The sequence below is a fragment of the Rhodococcus sp. 7Tela_A2 genome (assembly GCF_049311045.1).
GTDB lineage: Bacteria > Actinomycetota > Actinomycetes > Mycobacteriales > Mycobacteriaceae > Rhodococcus.
Genome location: NZ_JAXION010000110.1, coordinates 1 through 13,844, shown reverse-complemented (window position 1 = coordinate 13,844; position 13,844 = coordinate 1). Strand labels below are relative to the sequence as shown.

Below are 13,844 nucleotides of genomic sequence, written 5' to 3'. Positions count from 1 at the left end.
CGGGCGCCCGGAACCCCCCCGGGCTGTCCCCCCCCACCCCCCCGGGGCGGGGCGCGCCGGGCCGGCGTTCACGGGCACGCACCACCACCGGGCGCACGGTCGGTGAGCATCGCGGCGATTCCGGCCCGATCCATCTCCCCGCGACTATCCGCGCGAATGCCCGCTCCCGTTCGGGCGGGCAGGAAGCCGGGCCGGGCGGGCTTCGGGAACTGCGACGCAAGGTGATCGAGGGTCGCGAGGCAAACCTGGTGCTCCTGTGCGTCGACGCCTCCGGGTCGATGGCCGCGAAACAGCGTATGACCCAGGTGAAGACCGCGATCCTGTCGTTGCTGCTCGACGCGTACCGCCGCCGCGACACCGTCGGCCTGGTCACCTTCCGGGGGTCCGCCGCGAGTCTCGCTCTCCCTCCCACGAGTTCGGTGGACGTGGCCGCCGCACGCCTTCGCGACCTTCCCGCCGGCGGACGCACACCGCTCGCGGAGGGGTTGATCGAATCCGCCGAGACCGTTCGGCGGCACCGGTTGCGCGACCCGGATCGGCGCGCGTTGCTCGTCGTCGTCACCGACGGTCGCGCCACGTCCGGCGAGAATGCCGTGAACAGGTCCCTCGCGGCGGCAGATGTGATTGCAGCACAGAGAATCTCCGCGGTAGTCGTCGACTCCGAAACGGGCCGGTTCCGCATGGGACTGGCGGGGCGGCTCGCCGAGCGACTCGGAGCCGAGTACGTGCATGTCGGCGATGTACACGCCGACGCACTCACCGGAATCGTTCGAGGAAGGGCCGCCTGATGCCGAAGGGACAACCCGACATCGTGCCCGACGACGGGCTCACCACCCGCCAGCGGCGCAACCGTCCACTGCTCATGGTCAACACCGGTGACGGCAAAGGGAAGTCGACGGCTGCATTCGGGCTTGCCCTGCGCGGCTGGAACCAGGGCTGGTCGGTCGCCGTGTTCCAGTTCGTCAAGTCTGCCAAGTGGCGACTCGGTGAGCAGACCGCGTTCGAAATCCTCGGCGAATTGCACACCGAGCGTGGCGCGGGCGGTCCGATCGAATGGCACAAAATGGGCTCGGGCTGGTCGTGGTCGCGCAAGGAGGGCAGCGACGAGGACCATGCCGCCGATGCGCTCGCAGGGTGGCGCGAGATCCGGCGACGTCTGGCCGCGGAGCAGCACGGACTGTATGTGCTCGACGAGTTCACCTACCCGATCAACTGGGGCTGGATCGACATCGACGAGGTCGTCGACACCCTCTCCCACCGCACCGGGCACCAGCACGTCATGATCACGGGACGTCGCGCCGACCCGAAACTGCTCGACATCGCCGACCTCGTCACGGAGATGACGAAGATCAAGCACCCCATGGACGCGGGCCAGAAGGGCCAGCGGGGAATCGAGTGGTGAGAGCAAACCAGTGGTAGCCCTTCCCCGCCTCGTCGTCGCCGCGCCGGCCTCCGGGCACGGTAAGACCACCGTGTCCGCAGGGCTGATGGCGGCCCTGCGGCGCACCGGAATGGTGGTCTCGGGACACAAGATCGGCCCCGACTACATCGACCCCGGTTACCACGCACTGGCGACGGGACGCCCCGGCCGCAACCTCGATCCGCATCTCGTCGGCGAAGATCTCGTGGCACCGCTGCTCCTGCACGGTGCTGCGGGCGCCGACATCGCGGTGGTCGAGGGCGTCATGGGGTTGTACGACGGAATGCTCGGCACCGACGGTTACGCGTCGACCTCACACGTCGCGTCGTTGCTGACCGCGCCGGTGATCCTCGTCGTCGACGTGTCGCACGCATCGCGGTCGATCGCGGCGATCGTGCACGGCATGGCGTCGTACGACCGCGGGACCCGCATCGCGGGGGTGATCTTGAACAAGGCCGGCTCCCAGCGTCATTCGGACGAGGTGATCGCGGCGCTGGAGCCCACCGGCATCCCGGTGCTCGGGGTACTGCACCGCGACGACGGAATCTCGGCTCCCTCCCGGCACCTGGGCCTGATCCCCGCCGACGAGCGCGCGGAGGCGGCCGGGCAACTCGATCGGCTCGCCGACCGGATCGCGGAATACATCGACCTTGCCGAACTCGTGCGGATCGCGCGGACGGCACCGGGTGTGCACGGCCGGTCGTGGGAGCCCGGCGAGTCGGTGTCCAGCGGCACGTCGGTGTCCCACGGCGAGGCCGGTCCGGTCGTCGCGATTGCGGGGGGCCGCGCCTTCACCTTCCGCTACACCGAAACCGAAGAACTGCTGCGGGCCGCCGGATGCCGCACCGTCACCTTCGATCCCTTGCGCGACGAGAAGCTTCCGGACGGCACCACCGGAATCTATCTGGGTGGCGGATTCCCGGAGGTCCACGCCGCGGATCTCTCCGCGAACGCGCCTCTGCGTGAACATCTCCGGTCTGCGATCACCGCCGGTGTACCGACCGTCGCCGAATGCGCCGGTCTGCTGTACCTGTGCCGCGACGTCGACGGCGCCGAGATGGTCGGTGCGCTCGATGCGTCCGCGCGGATGACCTCCCGACTGACCCTGGGCTACCGCACCGCGATCGCCACGACCGACAGCCTGCTGGCCACCGCCGGCACCCGCGTCACCGGACACGAGTTCCATCGCACCGTCGTCGAGCCCGGCACTGCCCCCGGCTGGTTGCTCAACGGGCGGCCCGACGGTGTCGCGACCGCCACGCTGCACGCCTCCTACCTGCACACCCACTGGGCGGGTCACCCGCAACTCGCGCAGCGGTTCGCCGAGGCTGCCCGCGTCGCGACACCTGTGCCGGCACCGCCGCCGCGACCTCGCCTGCGCGCCCCCGACCTGCACCACCACGGCGATCGCGAAGCAACCCCGGGACTTGTCGACCTCGCCGTCAACGTCTCGACACGGCCTCGTCCCGCGTGGCTGGACGATGCACTGCGCGCGTCCCTCGAGGATCTGGACCGCTACCCGGACCCGGGGGCCGCCCGGTCCGCGCTCGCCGACCGGCACGGCCGAACCGTCGACGAGGTACTGCCCACCGCGGGCGGTGCCGAAGCCTTCACTCTCATCGCACGTGCACGGACATGGCGTGCCCCGGTGGTCGTGCATCCGCAGTTCACCGAGCCGGAGGCGGCCCTCGCCGCGGCCGGGCACGACGTGCGGCGGGTGATCCTGCGCGCCGGCGACGGCTTCGTCCTCGATCCCCGTGCCGTGCCCGACGATGCGGATCTCGTCGTGGTCGGCAACCCCACGAACCCGACGTCGGTACTGCACCCCGCCGGGACGTTGCGGGCACTGCTCCGGCCGGGACGTGTCGTGGTGGTCGACGAAGCTTTCATGGACGCTGTTGCCGGAGAGCCAGAGTCGCTTGTGGGCGAGCGGCATTCCGGTTTGCTGGTGATCCGTTCGCTGACGAAAACCTGGGCGATTCCCGGCATCCGGGCGGGGTATGTCGTCGGAGCCTCCGACGTGATTGCGGATCTCGCGGCGCAGCAACCTCCGTGGTCGGTGTCGACCCCTGCCGCGGCGGCGATGATCGCGTGCGCGTCGGCACGCGCCACGTCGGAGGCCGAGACGATCGCGCGGGAGGTCGCCGCCGACCGAGCCGCACTCGTGGAGGCGCTGGGCGATGTGGGCCTGACGGTGTCCGGCGCTCCCGCCGGGCCGTTCGTGCTGGTACCCGTGCCCACCGATACTCGGGAGCAGTTGCGCGCACAGGGTTTCGCCGTGCGTCGCGGCGACACGTTCCCCGGACTCGGTGAGCAGTGGGTGCGGATCGCCGTACGCGACCGCGCCACCACCGCCGCACTGCTCGATGCGTGGAGATCGATCCGATGAGGGCAGCAGGGCTGGTGCTGGGGTACCTCGCCGACCAGGTTTTCGGTGATCCGCGGCGGTGGCATCCCGTGAGCGGGTTCGGAAAGGTCGCGCGGTCGGTCGAACGCACAATGTATGCCGACAACCGCAGCGCCGGAGTCGCATTCACGATGGTGCTCGTCGGCTCCACCGGGCTACTGGGCTGGACGGCCGACCGGGTGACCCGCTCCCGCCCTCTGCTCAACACCGCGGTCGTCGCCGTCGCCACGTGGGTGGTGCTCGGGGGCCGATCCCTCGGTGCCGAGGCGGGCGCCCTGGACGACCAGTTGAGGCGGCCGGCGCGCGCCGCCGCCCCCCCACGGGGGCAGGTGACGCATCTCGTCGGCCGCGACCCCTCTCAGCTCGACGCTGACGACATCGCCCGCGCGACAATCGAATCCGTCGCCGAGAACACCTCGGACGCCGTCGTGGCACCGCTCGTGTGGGGAGCGGTTCTCGGTCCGGCCGGGCTGCTCGGCTATCGCGCCGCGAACACGCTGGACGCCCGGGTCGGGCACCGCACTCCCCGCCTGGAACGATTCGGGTGGGCATCGGCGCGGTTCGACGATGTACTCAACCTCGTCCCGGCTCGGCTGACCGCACTGCTCGCCGCGGCGCTGGGCGGGCGTCCCGTCGCGGCACTCCGAGCATGGCGGCGCGACGCGCACAAGCATCCGAGTCCGAACGCGGGTCCCGTCGAGGCGGCTTTTGCCGGGGCGCTCGGAATCACGCTCGGGGGAGCGAACGTCTATCACGGGGTCGTCGAGGATCGCGGGACCCTGGGCGACGGCCCGGCACCCGTCCCGGCGGATATCGCGAGAACCGCGCGTCTCGCAGCACGGGTAGGTGCGGGAGCACTCGTCTCGACCGTTGCACCGGCCGTCGCCGTGCGGGTCGCGGTGCGCAGACGTCGTTGACGGTCGCGGCCGGAACTCGTCCCACGGGACGTTCCGGGCAGCGGCATTGCGCAGCGGTGCACGCCACGGCAACAGGCCCACGCACCCGACGCGAGCCACGCCGCGGAAGGGGAGGAAAGTCTGGGAACTCAGATCCGAGAGACCGCCGGTTCGAGGACCCAAGCGACCGCGTCGCCCACGGTCGCCACGGTGCGCACGCCGGGCGGCCCCACGGGCCGGTTCACCATGATCACCCGCGCGCCGAGGTCAGCAGCTGCGTCGAGCTTCGCTCGCGTGAGATCGCCCCCGGAATCCTTGGTGACCAGCGTATCCACGTCGTATTCCCGCATCAGCGTGCGTTCACTGTCGAAGGTGTAGGGGCCGCGGGCGTGCACCACTGTCCAGCCGGGAGGGAACTCGCCGTCGAGCGGGTCGACGATCCGCGCCACCACCCGATGCTTCCCGAGCGGTTCGACGAAACGATCGAGCGTCTGGCGGCCCGTACTCAGAAAGACACCGGATCCACCTGCCGCGACTCGAGCGGCCTCGTCGTGGCAGGCCACCCGGATCCATCCACCGGTGTTGTCGGTCCATCCCGGACGCTGCAAGCGCACCAACGGGATTCTCGCGGCGCGGCAGGCTTCGGCCGCGTTGGCGCTGATGCCCTCCGCGAAAGGATGGGTCGCGTCGACGACCGCGTCGACACCGTGGGTGCGCAGGTACGCTTCGAGCCCGGAGGCCCCGCCGAACCCGCCGATACGCACTGCTCCGACCGGCAGGCGTGGGTTGCGCACTCGCCCGACGAGCGAGGACACGACATCGACTCCGTTGTCGCACAACAGTTGTGCGAGTGCACGCGCCTCGCCGGTGCCGCCGAGGACCAGCACGGTCATGCCAATGCTCCCGTCAGGGTCGGCAGCGTGGGGCGGTCCCCCATTATCGAGAGCAGCACGTCGACGTCGATGTGCTCATCGATCATGTCGGCGAGGAGGTCGAGCCGCGCCTCGCGTTGTGCGGCGAAATTCACTGTGCCTGTGTTAACCTCGCGGCCGGCCGCGCAGGCAACCTCCCGTAACCACGCCGCGCGCAGTGCGTCGCCCTCCATGGTGCCGTGCCACATGGTGCCGAACACGTTGCCTCGCCGGGCACCACCGAGGAACTCGTCGTCGCCACCGGCACAGATGCGTCCGTGATGGATCTCGTAGCCTGTCGCCTCTGCTCCGAGCGCCGAGCCGGCCGGTAGCCGCAGCACTTTACGGCGGCCGAATTCCGTGCTCGCAGCGAGTAGTCCGAGTCCTCGGGCCCGCGCACCCGGCGTTCCTTCGATGCCGTGCGGGTCGACGATGTCATCGCCCAGCATCTGGAATCCCCCACAGATGCCCAGGACCGAGCCGCCCCGCTGCGCATGGTCCACGATGGCCCTGTCGAGGCCACGCGCACGCAGCCAGGCAAGATCGGCGAGTGTCGCGCGAGTACCGGGCACGATCACGACGTCCGCGCCCGCGAGCGTGAGCGGATCGTCGACGAACCGCACTCGTACATCCGGTTCGAGGCACAAGGCGTCGGCATCGGTGAAATTACTGATGCGCGGCAACATCACGACAGCGATGGTGAGCGCACCGTCGCCGGGGTGGCTCGGACGCGATGTCAATGCGAGGGAATCTTCGGAGTCCAGCCACAGATCGCGCTGCCACGGCAGCACCCCGAGCACCGGGCGCCCGGTCAGCGCCGACAACGAGTCCAGGCCCGGTTTCAGCAGAGCGGCATCGCCGCGGAACTTGTTGATCACGAAGCCGCGTACCAGCTGCTGATCGGCGGCATCGAGGAGCGCGAGCGTGCCGTACATCGACGCGAAGACCCCACCGCGGTCGATGTCACCGACGAGAATCGTCGGAAGTGAGCCGTGTTGCGCCAGACCCATATTGACGTAATCGTGCGCACGGAGATTGATCTCGGCGGCACTGCCCGCACCCTCGCACACGACCACGTCGAACCTGGCGCGGAGGTCGTCCAGTGCCGAGAATGCCGCATCGGCGAGGTGTTGACGGCCACCAGCGAATTCACCGGCTTCGAGAGTCCCCGCCGGTTGTCCCAGCACCACTACGTGGCTGCGACGGTCGCTGCCGGGTTTGAGGAGTACCGGATTCATGGCCGGTTCCGGAGTCGCGCGGGCGGCGATCGCCTGAACCCATTGCGCGCGGCCGATTTCGGCACCCGCACCGGTGTCGGGATCGATCGTCACCATGGAGTTGTTGGACATGTTCTGCGCTTTGTACGGCGCGACCGTCAGACCGCGCCGCGACAGTGCCCGGCAGATCCCGGCGGTGACCACCGACTTTCCGGCGTCCGAGGTGGTCCCGGCCACCAGCAGGCCGTACGCCGTGCTCACCACGCCGTGACCACGAGGCGGCGCGGCGCGCGCTCGGTCAGGAACGTGAAAACCCGTCCGAGTGCCGTCCGGAACGTGACCACGATGATCGCGGCGACCGCACGAGAACGCGAGTTCAACATGTCACCCGGGCATGGGTAAGAACAACCACGGCAACCTCCTGGGATTTCGCGTCCCATCCGAAAGCCATGCGCCGAGGGAGTTTTCTGGCTTCCGAAAGAGGTAATGCTCTCGGTTACAGTGGCGCGACCGCTCCGGTATCCCACCGGATTGCCTACACCTCGGCACATGCGTACCGGGGTACCTTGGCATCACCGACACATCCTGTCAAGAGTGCGCGAGAATGGCTCTCGTGCCCCGCCTGTTTCTGATCTCCCATGCGTCCACCGAGGCGCAACGCGTCGTTGCCTTTCCCAGCGACGAGCCCGTCTCCGACCGAGGACGACGGGAACTGACGAGGGCAACTGCGCCGGTCACCGACCGCGCACTCACTGCGCCGGAACTACGGACAATCGAAACGGCGGCAGCACTGGGCCTGTCCGCAGCCGTGGAACCACTACTACGCGACCTGGATTTCGGGCGGTGGACCGGCAGGACGATGGAAGAGGTCCCGGAATCGGGTCTCGCTGTATGGCTCGGCGATCCGGAATCCGCCCCGCACGGAGGAGAGTCCATCCACGACCTGATCGTGCGTGCGGGCACCTGGCTCACGTCACTGATGGATTCACCGGAACGCATCGTCGCGGTGACGCACGCCGCTGTGGTACGGGCAGCGACGCTGTGCGCGCTCGGTGCGCCCGCGTCGGCGTTCTGGCGCGTCGATGTCCGTCCCCTCGCTGTAACCCGTCTCGACGGGAGGGACGGTCGCTGGAACCTGCGGTTGGGATGAATCGCTACCAGGTCACGTCCTGCTCGCAACGCCGGCCGTCGACCGTTCCCTCGACCTGCACGGTCGCGTGCTCGAGGCCGTGCGACGACAAGGTGGTGCGCGCCGAATCGAGGATCCACTGGGGATCGTGGTCGCTCACGAGGTGCACAGTCGCGACGTCCATGCCGGTGGTCAGCGTCCACACATGCAGGTCGTGTACTCCGCACACCCCCGGCAGCGCCGCGAGATCCAGGCGCAGCGCCTCGACGTCGAGGTGGGCGGGCGAGGCCTGGGTGAGGATCCGCAGCGATGCCGCCGCGAGACGCAGCGCGCGAGGGATCACCCACAGTGAAATCAGGACGCCGACGACGACGTCGGCGAGGGTCCACCCGAACACGAGTACCAGACCTCCCGCGACGAGAACGCCGACGCTGCCGACCGTGTCGGCGAGCACCTCCGTGTAGGCGCCGCGCACGGCGAGGCTGTCCTCGACGTCGGTGCGCAGCATGGCCATCACGACGAGGTTCGCGATGAGACCTGCCAGCGCGGTGAGGATCATCGGCAGTCCCGGCACTTCGGGCGAGTCGCCGATACGGCCGATCGCCTCGTAGAAGACCCAGCCCGCGACGCCGAGCAACAGGACGGCGTTGACCATCGCGGTGAGGACCTCGGCCCGGTGCCACCCGAAGGTGCGGGCCGCAGCGGTGCTCCCCCGGCGCGCGAGCACCAGCGCGACCAGTCCCATCGCGACACCGACGACGTCGGTGAGCATGTGCCCCGCGTCGGCGAGCAGGGCGAGCGACCCGATCCACAGGCCGACACCGGCCTCGAGCACGAGGAAGGCCAGCAGGATGCCGAGTGCGATCGCCATCCGCTTGATGATCGTCGGAGACGGCCCTGCGCTGCCGCCGTGTCCGTGGCCTACGCCGTGTGAATGTCCGTGCCCGGAGCCCATGGCCCTCCTTCCAGGGTCCCGGCCATCGTATGCATGAATGCGCATGTATTCAACGGCTAGGTCCACCGGGGTGAGTCAGGACTCCGGTTCGTAGGCGGGCCGCTCGACCGTCGGCGGCAATGTCGCGATCGCCGAGATGCGTTTGAGCCCGGCGACCTGCAGCAAGTCGACGAGCAACGAACGCATCTGCGCGAAGACGACCGTCGCCGACACACCCGCTCCCTCGACGAGGTCGGGGCTCATCCGCTTCGCCGCACGGCGCAGCACTCGCGCGGCCGCAGCTTGGTCGGGCTGGTCCCCCGGCTCTGCGAGAACCATCTCGCGGAGCACGTCGACCGCGTCGGCCAGTTGATCGAACTGCGATACCAGCCGGGGATCGAGGATCTCGTCGTCGCGCACGAGGGTGAGCGACCGCCGGGTGAGCACCCGGACGTTGCGCATCGCGTGGTCGATCGGGTCTGCCGCGGCCGTCAGCACCGCGAGGCGCTTCCGGCTGTTCCAGTACAACGGTGAAATCCGGCTGATCTCCCGGCCGCCCTTGAGATGCGTCCGCATCGTGTCGATGGCCTGCTGGGTGGCGCGGGCCTGTCGAAGCGCTTCTTCGATCGGTTTCGGATTGTTTTCGACCAGTCCGGCTTCTACTTTGCGCAGAACATCCGCGGCGGTCCCGAGAATCTCGGCGGCGTTGCGACGCGCGCGGCGCACCGGGTGGGTGGGGACCAGTGCAACTACCGCGACCCCCACCAGACCACCCACGAGCGCGTCGACCATTCGATCGAACCCGCCTGCTTCACCGGGCGGGAGGAGCGTCGCGACCAGCACGGCCGAGTTGCCCGCCTGGATCGCAAAGATCGGGCCGCTGTTGAGCGCGACCGCGGTGGCCATCGCCATGGCGACGACCAGCGCGATCTGCCAGGGCCCGGATCCGATGAGCGAGACGATCAGGTCACCGACACCGATCCCCACGGTGACACCGCACACCAATTCGACGCTGCGGCGCAGCCGTGCGCCGAGCGACAAGCCGAGTGACACCACCGCCGCGATCGGCGCGAAGAAGGGTGTCCCGTGATGGATGACGTCCTTGGCCACCCACCACGCGAGACCCGCGGCGAGAGCGCACTGCACGATCGGCAGCGCGGAAGACCGCAGGCGTTGCCCGGACGACTTCAGGCGCTCACGCGCACCGGCGCGAGAGGGGAAGCGCCTACTCGACGCCAAGTGCTTCCGCCGCGCGGGGATCGCAGTCCTCGAGAAGATCGAGGCAGCGTGCATGCTCGTCCGTCTCCCCGATCTCCTTCGCGGCCGTGGCGAGAGCGGCGACGCACCGCAGGAAGCCGCGGTTCTGTTCGTGGCTGTAGGGAACGGGACCGTAACCCTTCCATCCGTTCCGGCGGAGTTGGTCGAGACCACGGTGGTAACCGGTGCGGGCGTACGCGTAGGCGGCAATGGTGTCGCCGCGTTCGTGTGCGGCTTCCGCCAGATATGCCCATGCGATCGAGGCAGTGGGGTGCTCGGCCGCGACCTTCGCCGGGTCCTCACCGTTGAGCAGCGCCGACTCCGCCTCGTCGTCGCCGGGAAGGAGGGTGGGCTGGGGTCCGAGAAGATCACCGAATGACGTCATGGGCCCATTCTGCCCGTCTCACCTCCGCGGTCGATAGGCTGCCCGGGAAACCCATCCGTCGAACGAGGTGCAGGCGCGTGCCCGATCCGAACAACGAAGACCCCACCGACCAGAAACCGACCGACAAGCCGGCGTCCACCGCCGCCGGATCCGCGACCACACACGACAATTCCTCGACGCGTCGCGGCGACACCGTCGACGGACCAGCCGAGCCCGGCACGGCCCCCGAAGCCGAGACCGCCGAGGTCCCCACGTCCGAGAAGGCAGGGGCGGACGACTCGGCAGCGGCAGACGACACGGCAGTGGCAGAGGACACGGCAGCGGCAGAGGACACGGCAGCGGCGGACGAGCCGACAGTCCCCGAAAAGCCCACGCCGGCCGAGAAGCCGTCGGCCGTCGAGGAAACACCGCCCGTCGACAAAGCCCCCGCCGCGCAGATCCCGGCCACCGAGGAAACCCCAGCCGTCGAGGAAACCCCGACCGCAGAGCAGACGCCTTCGACCGAGCACGCGCCTCCCGCCGAGCAAAAGTCTCCCGCCGTGCACAAGCCGGCTGTCGAAGACCCGCCGACCGAGCGGTTCTCCCAGGTTGTACCGGAGGGTGGCCGCGCGCCCGGCACCGGCGACGTCGAGACACCCTCGCGGCCGGCACCGGATCCCGCGCCGGCACCCGACGCGGCGGATGCCCCCACGGTGCAGATCCCGGTCACCGCGCACGTTCCGAAGCCGCCTCCGGCGCGCATTCCGCCCCGACGCGCTCAGCCACAGCCTGTGCGTCCCGAACCGGCACCCGTCGAACTGCAGCCCTCCCCGACGCGGATTCCTCCGTCCCACGACAACGACCGCAGGCGCAGGAGGATCGCTGCCGGCATCGGGGTGATCGTTCTCGTGGCGGTGGTGGCAGCCGTCGCGCTCGCCGTCTTCCTGCAGAACCGTTCGGACAACAGTCCGGAGAGCCGCATCCGGGCGAGCATCGGTACGTTCGTGCAGGGCCTTGCCGACGGGGATCTCGAGACGCTGCGCGCGTCCACCTGCGGGTCGCTCGCCGACTTCTATTCGTCGGTCGATCCGGTGGAGTTCGACAGCATCCACGACCTCGCGGTGCAGGAGGGCTCGATCCCGGTGGTGACGAGCGTCGACCGCATCCAGATCACGGACAGCACAGCCATCGCCCAGGTCACCGCGCACACGACGCGCAGCCCGGCGGATGTCACCGACCGCACCTTCGATCTCGCGCTCGTCGGCGACGAGTGGAAGGTCTGCAGCGAGTAATCCCGGGTACAACGCGAACCGGTATTCGCGACTACTTCGCGGACACCGAACGTCCGGCGGACCGCAGGTCGTTGCACGCCTCGATGACACGCTGCGTCATCGATGCCTCGGCCTTCTTCAGGTAGCTACGCGGGTCGTAGACCTTCTTGTTGCCGACCTCGCCGTCGATCTTCAGAACGCCGTCGTAGTTCGAGAACATGTGGCCGGCGATCGGACGGGTGAACGCGTACTGCGTGTCGGTGTCCACGTTCATCTTCACCACGCCGTAGCCGAGGGCTTCGTCGATTTCCGACTTCAGCGAACCGGAACCGCCGTGGAACACCAGGTCGAACGGCTTAGAGCCCTCGGGGAGACCCAGCTTCGACGTGGCAACAGCCTGGCCCTCGGCCAGGACAGCCGGCTTGAGCTTGACGTTGCCGGGCTTGTAGACCCCGTGCACGTTGCCGAAGGTCGCGGCAAGAAGGTAGTGGCCCTTGTCGCCCGCGCCCAGCGCATCGACGGTCTTCTCGAAATCCTCGACGGTCGTGTAGAGCTTGTCGTTGATGGCGTTCTCGACGCCGTCCTCTTCACCACCGACCACGCCGATCTCGATTTCCAGGATGATCTTCGCTGCGGCGGCGTCGGCCAGGAGCTGCTGCGCGATCTCCAGGTTCTCGTCGATCGGGATGGCCGAGCCGTCCCACATGTGCGACTGGAACAGCGGGTTCTTGCCGGCGTCGACTCGCTCCTTCGAGATCGCGATCAGCGGACGGACATAGCTGTCGAGCTTGTCCTTAGGGCAGTGATCGGTGTGGAGCGCGATGGTGACGTCGTACTTGTCGGCAACGACGTGAGCGAACTCGGCGAGTGCCACGGCACCCGTCACCATGTCCTTGACGCCCAGGCCCGAGCCGAACTCGGCGCCACCGGTGGAGAACTGGATGATGCCGTCGCTACCGGCGTCCGCGAAGCCCTTGATCGCGGCGTTGATGGTTTCGGACGAGGTGCAGTTGATCGCCGGGAACGCAAAGGAATGCTCCTTGGCGCGCGCAAGCATCTCGGCGTAGATCTCGGGAGTCGCGATAGGCACAGCGGCTGTCCTCCAGTGAGAAGTCGATCGGCACCCCGCCGGGGTGTGGCAGGTGCCCTTGTTGTCCTTGCAGTATGTCAACTGACACGCCCGGTTCATACCCGGGCCGGGTTCCGCCCGATCCCGGCCGACGTGTTGCGATTCGGGCCGCCACTCCCGCAGCGGTACCCTGGCGAACGTGACTTTGGTAGAAGCCTCGGAATCTGTGACCAATCTGGCCCTGTTGCCCGGGTTTCTGGACCCCGTCAACCTCCTGAATTCGTTCGGCACCTGGATGCTCATCGGCCTTCTGGTCGTGGTGTTCATCGAGTCGGGTCTGCTGTTCCCGCTGCTCCCCGGCGACTCCCTGTTGTTCACCGCGGGTCTGATCGCGGCGGCGAAGTCCGCGGAGGTGGAGCCCTTCGCGCCGCTGTGGGTGCTGATGGTGACGATTCCGATCGCAGCGGTCCTCGGCGACCAGGTCGGGTACCTCATCGGCACCAAGGGCGGCGCCAAGCTCTTCAAGAGCGACGACGCGAAGCTCTTCAAGAAGAGCTATCTCGACGAGTCGCACCGCTTCTTCCTGCGGCACGGCCCGGCGATGATCTTCCTGGCACGCTTCGTGCCGATCGTGCGCACCTACGCCCCGCTCGTCGCCGGTGCCGCGAAGATGCCGTACCGGGTGTTCATCACCTACAACGTCATCGGCGGCATCGTGTGGGGCGCGGGCGTGACCCTGCTGGGTTACCTGCTCGGCCAGATCACGTTCATCGCCGACAACGTCGACTACATCTTCCTGCTGATCGTGTTCGTGTCGGTGCTGCCCATCCTCAACGAGGTCGTCAAGCGCTTCCTCGCGTCGCGTCGCAGTCCCGCTGCCGCCGCCGCGGTCGACGATTCCGAGCCGGCCACGATGCCCATCCCGCGTACCACCCCGGGCAAGTAACCCCCAGAGACCGAGAAAGGTGG

14 protein-coding genes and 1 riboswitch are annotated in these 13,844 nt (G+C 68.6%); of the genes, 7 read left to right on the top strand and 7 right to left on the bottom strand.

The features are described from left to right. The 4 genes from TVH25_RS17470 to TVH25_RS17455 form a co-directional block, all read left to right on the top strand. The coding region (locus TVH25_RS17470) for a vWA domain-containing protein (protein ID WP_422424974.1) at nt 1-788 on the top strand (788 nt) is incomplete at its 5' end. Next, nucleotides 788-1,402, top strand: a complete 615-nt coding sequence (gene cobO, locus TVH25_RS17465; protein ID WP_422424973.1) for a cob(I)yrinic acid a,c-diamide adenosyltransferase — start codon at nt 788-790, stop codon at nt 1,400-1,402. The genes TVH25_RS17470 and cobO, both read left to right, overlap by 1 nt. Before the next feature lie 10 nt (nt 1,403-1,412). Further along, nucleotides 1,413-3,809 carry a cobyrinate a,c-diamide synthase gene (locus tag TVH25_RS17460; RefSeq protein WP_422424972.1) on the top strand — a complete coding sequence of 799 codons (2,397 nt, stop codon included), beginning with the start codon at nt 1,413-1,415 and terminating at the stop codon, nt 3,807-3,809. Continuing rightward, complete coding sequence (locus tag TVH25_RS17455; protein WP_422424971.1) at nt 3,806-4,744, top strand: cobalamin biosynthesis protein; 939 nt, start codon at nt 3,806-3,808, stop codon at nt 4,742-4,744. Before TVH25_RS17460 ends, TVH25_RS17455 begins: the two co-directional genes overlap by 4 nt. A gap of 128 nt (nt 4,745-4,872) precedes the next feature. Here TVH25_RS17455 and TVH25_RS17450 read toward each other — a convergent pair whose 3' ends face one another. The 3 genes from TVH25_RS17450 to TVH25_RS17440 are packed head-to-tail and all read right to left on the bottom strand — an operon-like array spanning nt 4,873 to nt 7,234. Further along, entirely contained in the window at nt 4,873-5,616 is a 744-nt protein-coding gene (locus tag TVH25_RS17450) for a cobalt-precorrin-6A reductase (RefSeq protein ID WP_422424969.1), read from the bottom strand. Continuing rightward, nucleotides 5,613-7,112 carry a cobyric acid synthase gene (locus TVH25_RS17445; protein WP_422424976.1) on the bottom strand — a complete coding sequence of 500 codons (1,500 nt, stop codon included), beginning with the start codon at nt 7,110-7,112 and terminating at the stop codon, nt 5,613-5,615. The genes TVH25_RS17450 and TVH25_RS17445 overlap by 4 nt, the downstream gene beginning before the upstream one ends. Further along, entirely contained in the window at nt 7,109-7,234 is a 126-nt protein-coding gene (locus TVH25_RS17440) for a hypothetical protein (protein WP_277350426.1), read from the bottom strand. Before TVH25_RS17440 ends, TVH25_RS17445 begins: the two co-directional genes overlap by 4 nt. Nucleotides 7,235-7,292: 58 nt before the next feature. Continuing rightward, nucleotides 7,293-7,411: riboswitch (cobalamin riboswitch) on the bottom strand. 44 nt (nt 7,412-7,455) lie between these two features. On the opposite strand from TVH25_RS17440, the gene TVH25_RS17435 reads away from it, so the two are divergent. Next, the gene (locus TVH25_RS17435; protein WP_169619058.1) at nt 7,456-8,001 is read left to right on the top strand and encodes a histidine phosphatase family protein; all 546 of its coding nucleotides are present in this window, start codon (nt 7,456-7,458) and stop codon (nt 7,999-8,001) included. 4 nt (nt 8,002-8,005) lie between these two features. On the opposite strand, the gene TVH25_RS17430 is transcribed toward TVH25_RS17435, so the two are convergent. From TVH25_RS17430 to TVH25_RS17420, 3 genes are all read right to left on the bottom strand, one after another. Next, the gene (locus TVH25_RS17430; protein WP_422424966.1) at nt 8,006-8,935 is read right to left on the bottom strand and encodes a cation diffusion facilitator family transporter; all 930 of its coding nucleotides are present in this window, start codon (nt 8,933-8,935) and stop codon (nt 8,006-8,008) included. A gap of 75 nt (nt 8,936-9,010) precedes the next feature. Then, the gene (locus tag TVH25_RS17425; protein ID WP_169619054.1) at nt 9,011-10,153 is read right to left on the bottom strand and encodes an FUSC family protein; all 1,143 of its coding nucleotides are present in this window, start codon (nt 10,151-10,153) and stop codon (nt 9,011-9,013) included. Then, on the bottom strand, nt 10,140-10,556 hold the full coding sequence (locus TVH25_RS17420) for a DUF3151 domain-containing protein (protein WP_169619051.1): 417 nt from the start codon (nt 10,554-10,556) through the stop codon (nt 10,140-10,142). The genes TVH25_RS17425 and TVH25_RS17420 overlap by 14 nt, the downstream gene beginning before the upstream one ends. A 77-nt stretch (nt 10,557-10,633) precedes the next feature. On the opposite strand from TVH25_RS17420, the gene TVH25_RS17415 reads away from it, so the two are divergent. Continuing rightward, a complete protein-coding gene (locus tag TVH25_RS17415) occupies nt 10,634-11,827 on the top strand; it encodes a hypothetical protein (RefSeq protein ID WP_422424964.1) in 1,194 nt (397 codons plus the stop codon). 31 nt (nt 11,828-11,858) lie between these two features. Here the strand turns inward: TVH25_RS17415 and fbaA are convergent, their stop codons facing one another. Then, nucleotides 11,859-12,896, bottom strand: a complete 1,038-nt coding sequence (gene fbaA / locus TVH25_RS17410) for a class II fructose-bisphosphate aldolase (protein WP_296549384.1) — start codon at nt 12,894-12,896, stop codon at nt 11,859-11,861. Between the two features lie 178 nt (nt 12,897-13,074). Between fbaA and TVH25_RS17405 the strand changes: the two genes are divergently transcribed. Further along, nucleotides 13,075-13,821 (top strand): VTT domain-containing protein, encoded by a 747-nt coding sequence (locus TVH25_RS17405; RefSeq protein WP_169619047.1) that lies wholly within the window; start codon nt 13,075-13,077, stop codon nt 13,819-13,821. The last annotated feature ends 23 nt before the right edge of the window (nt 13,822-13,844 follow it).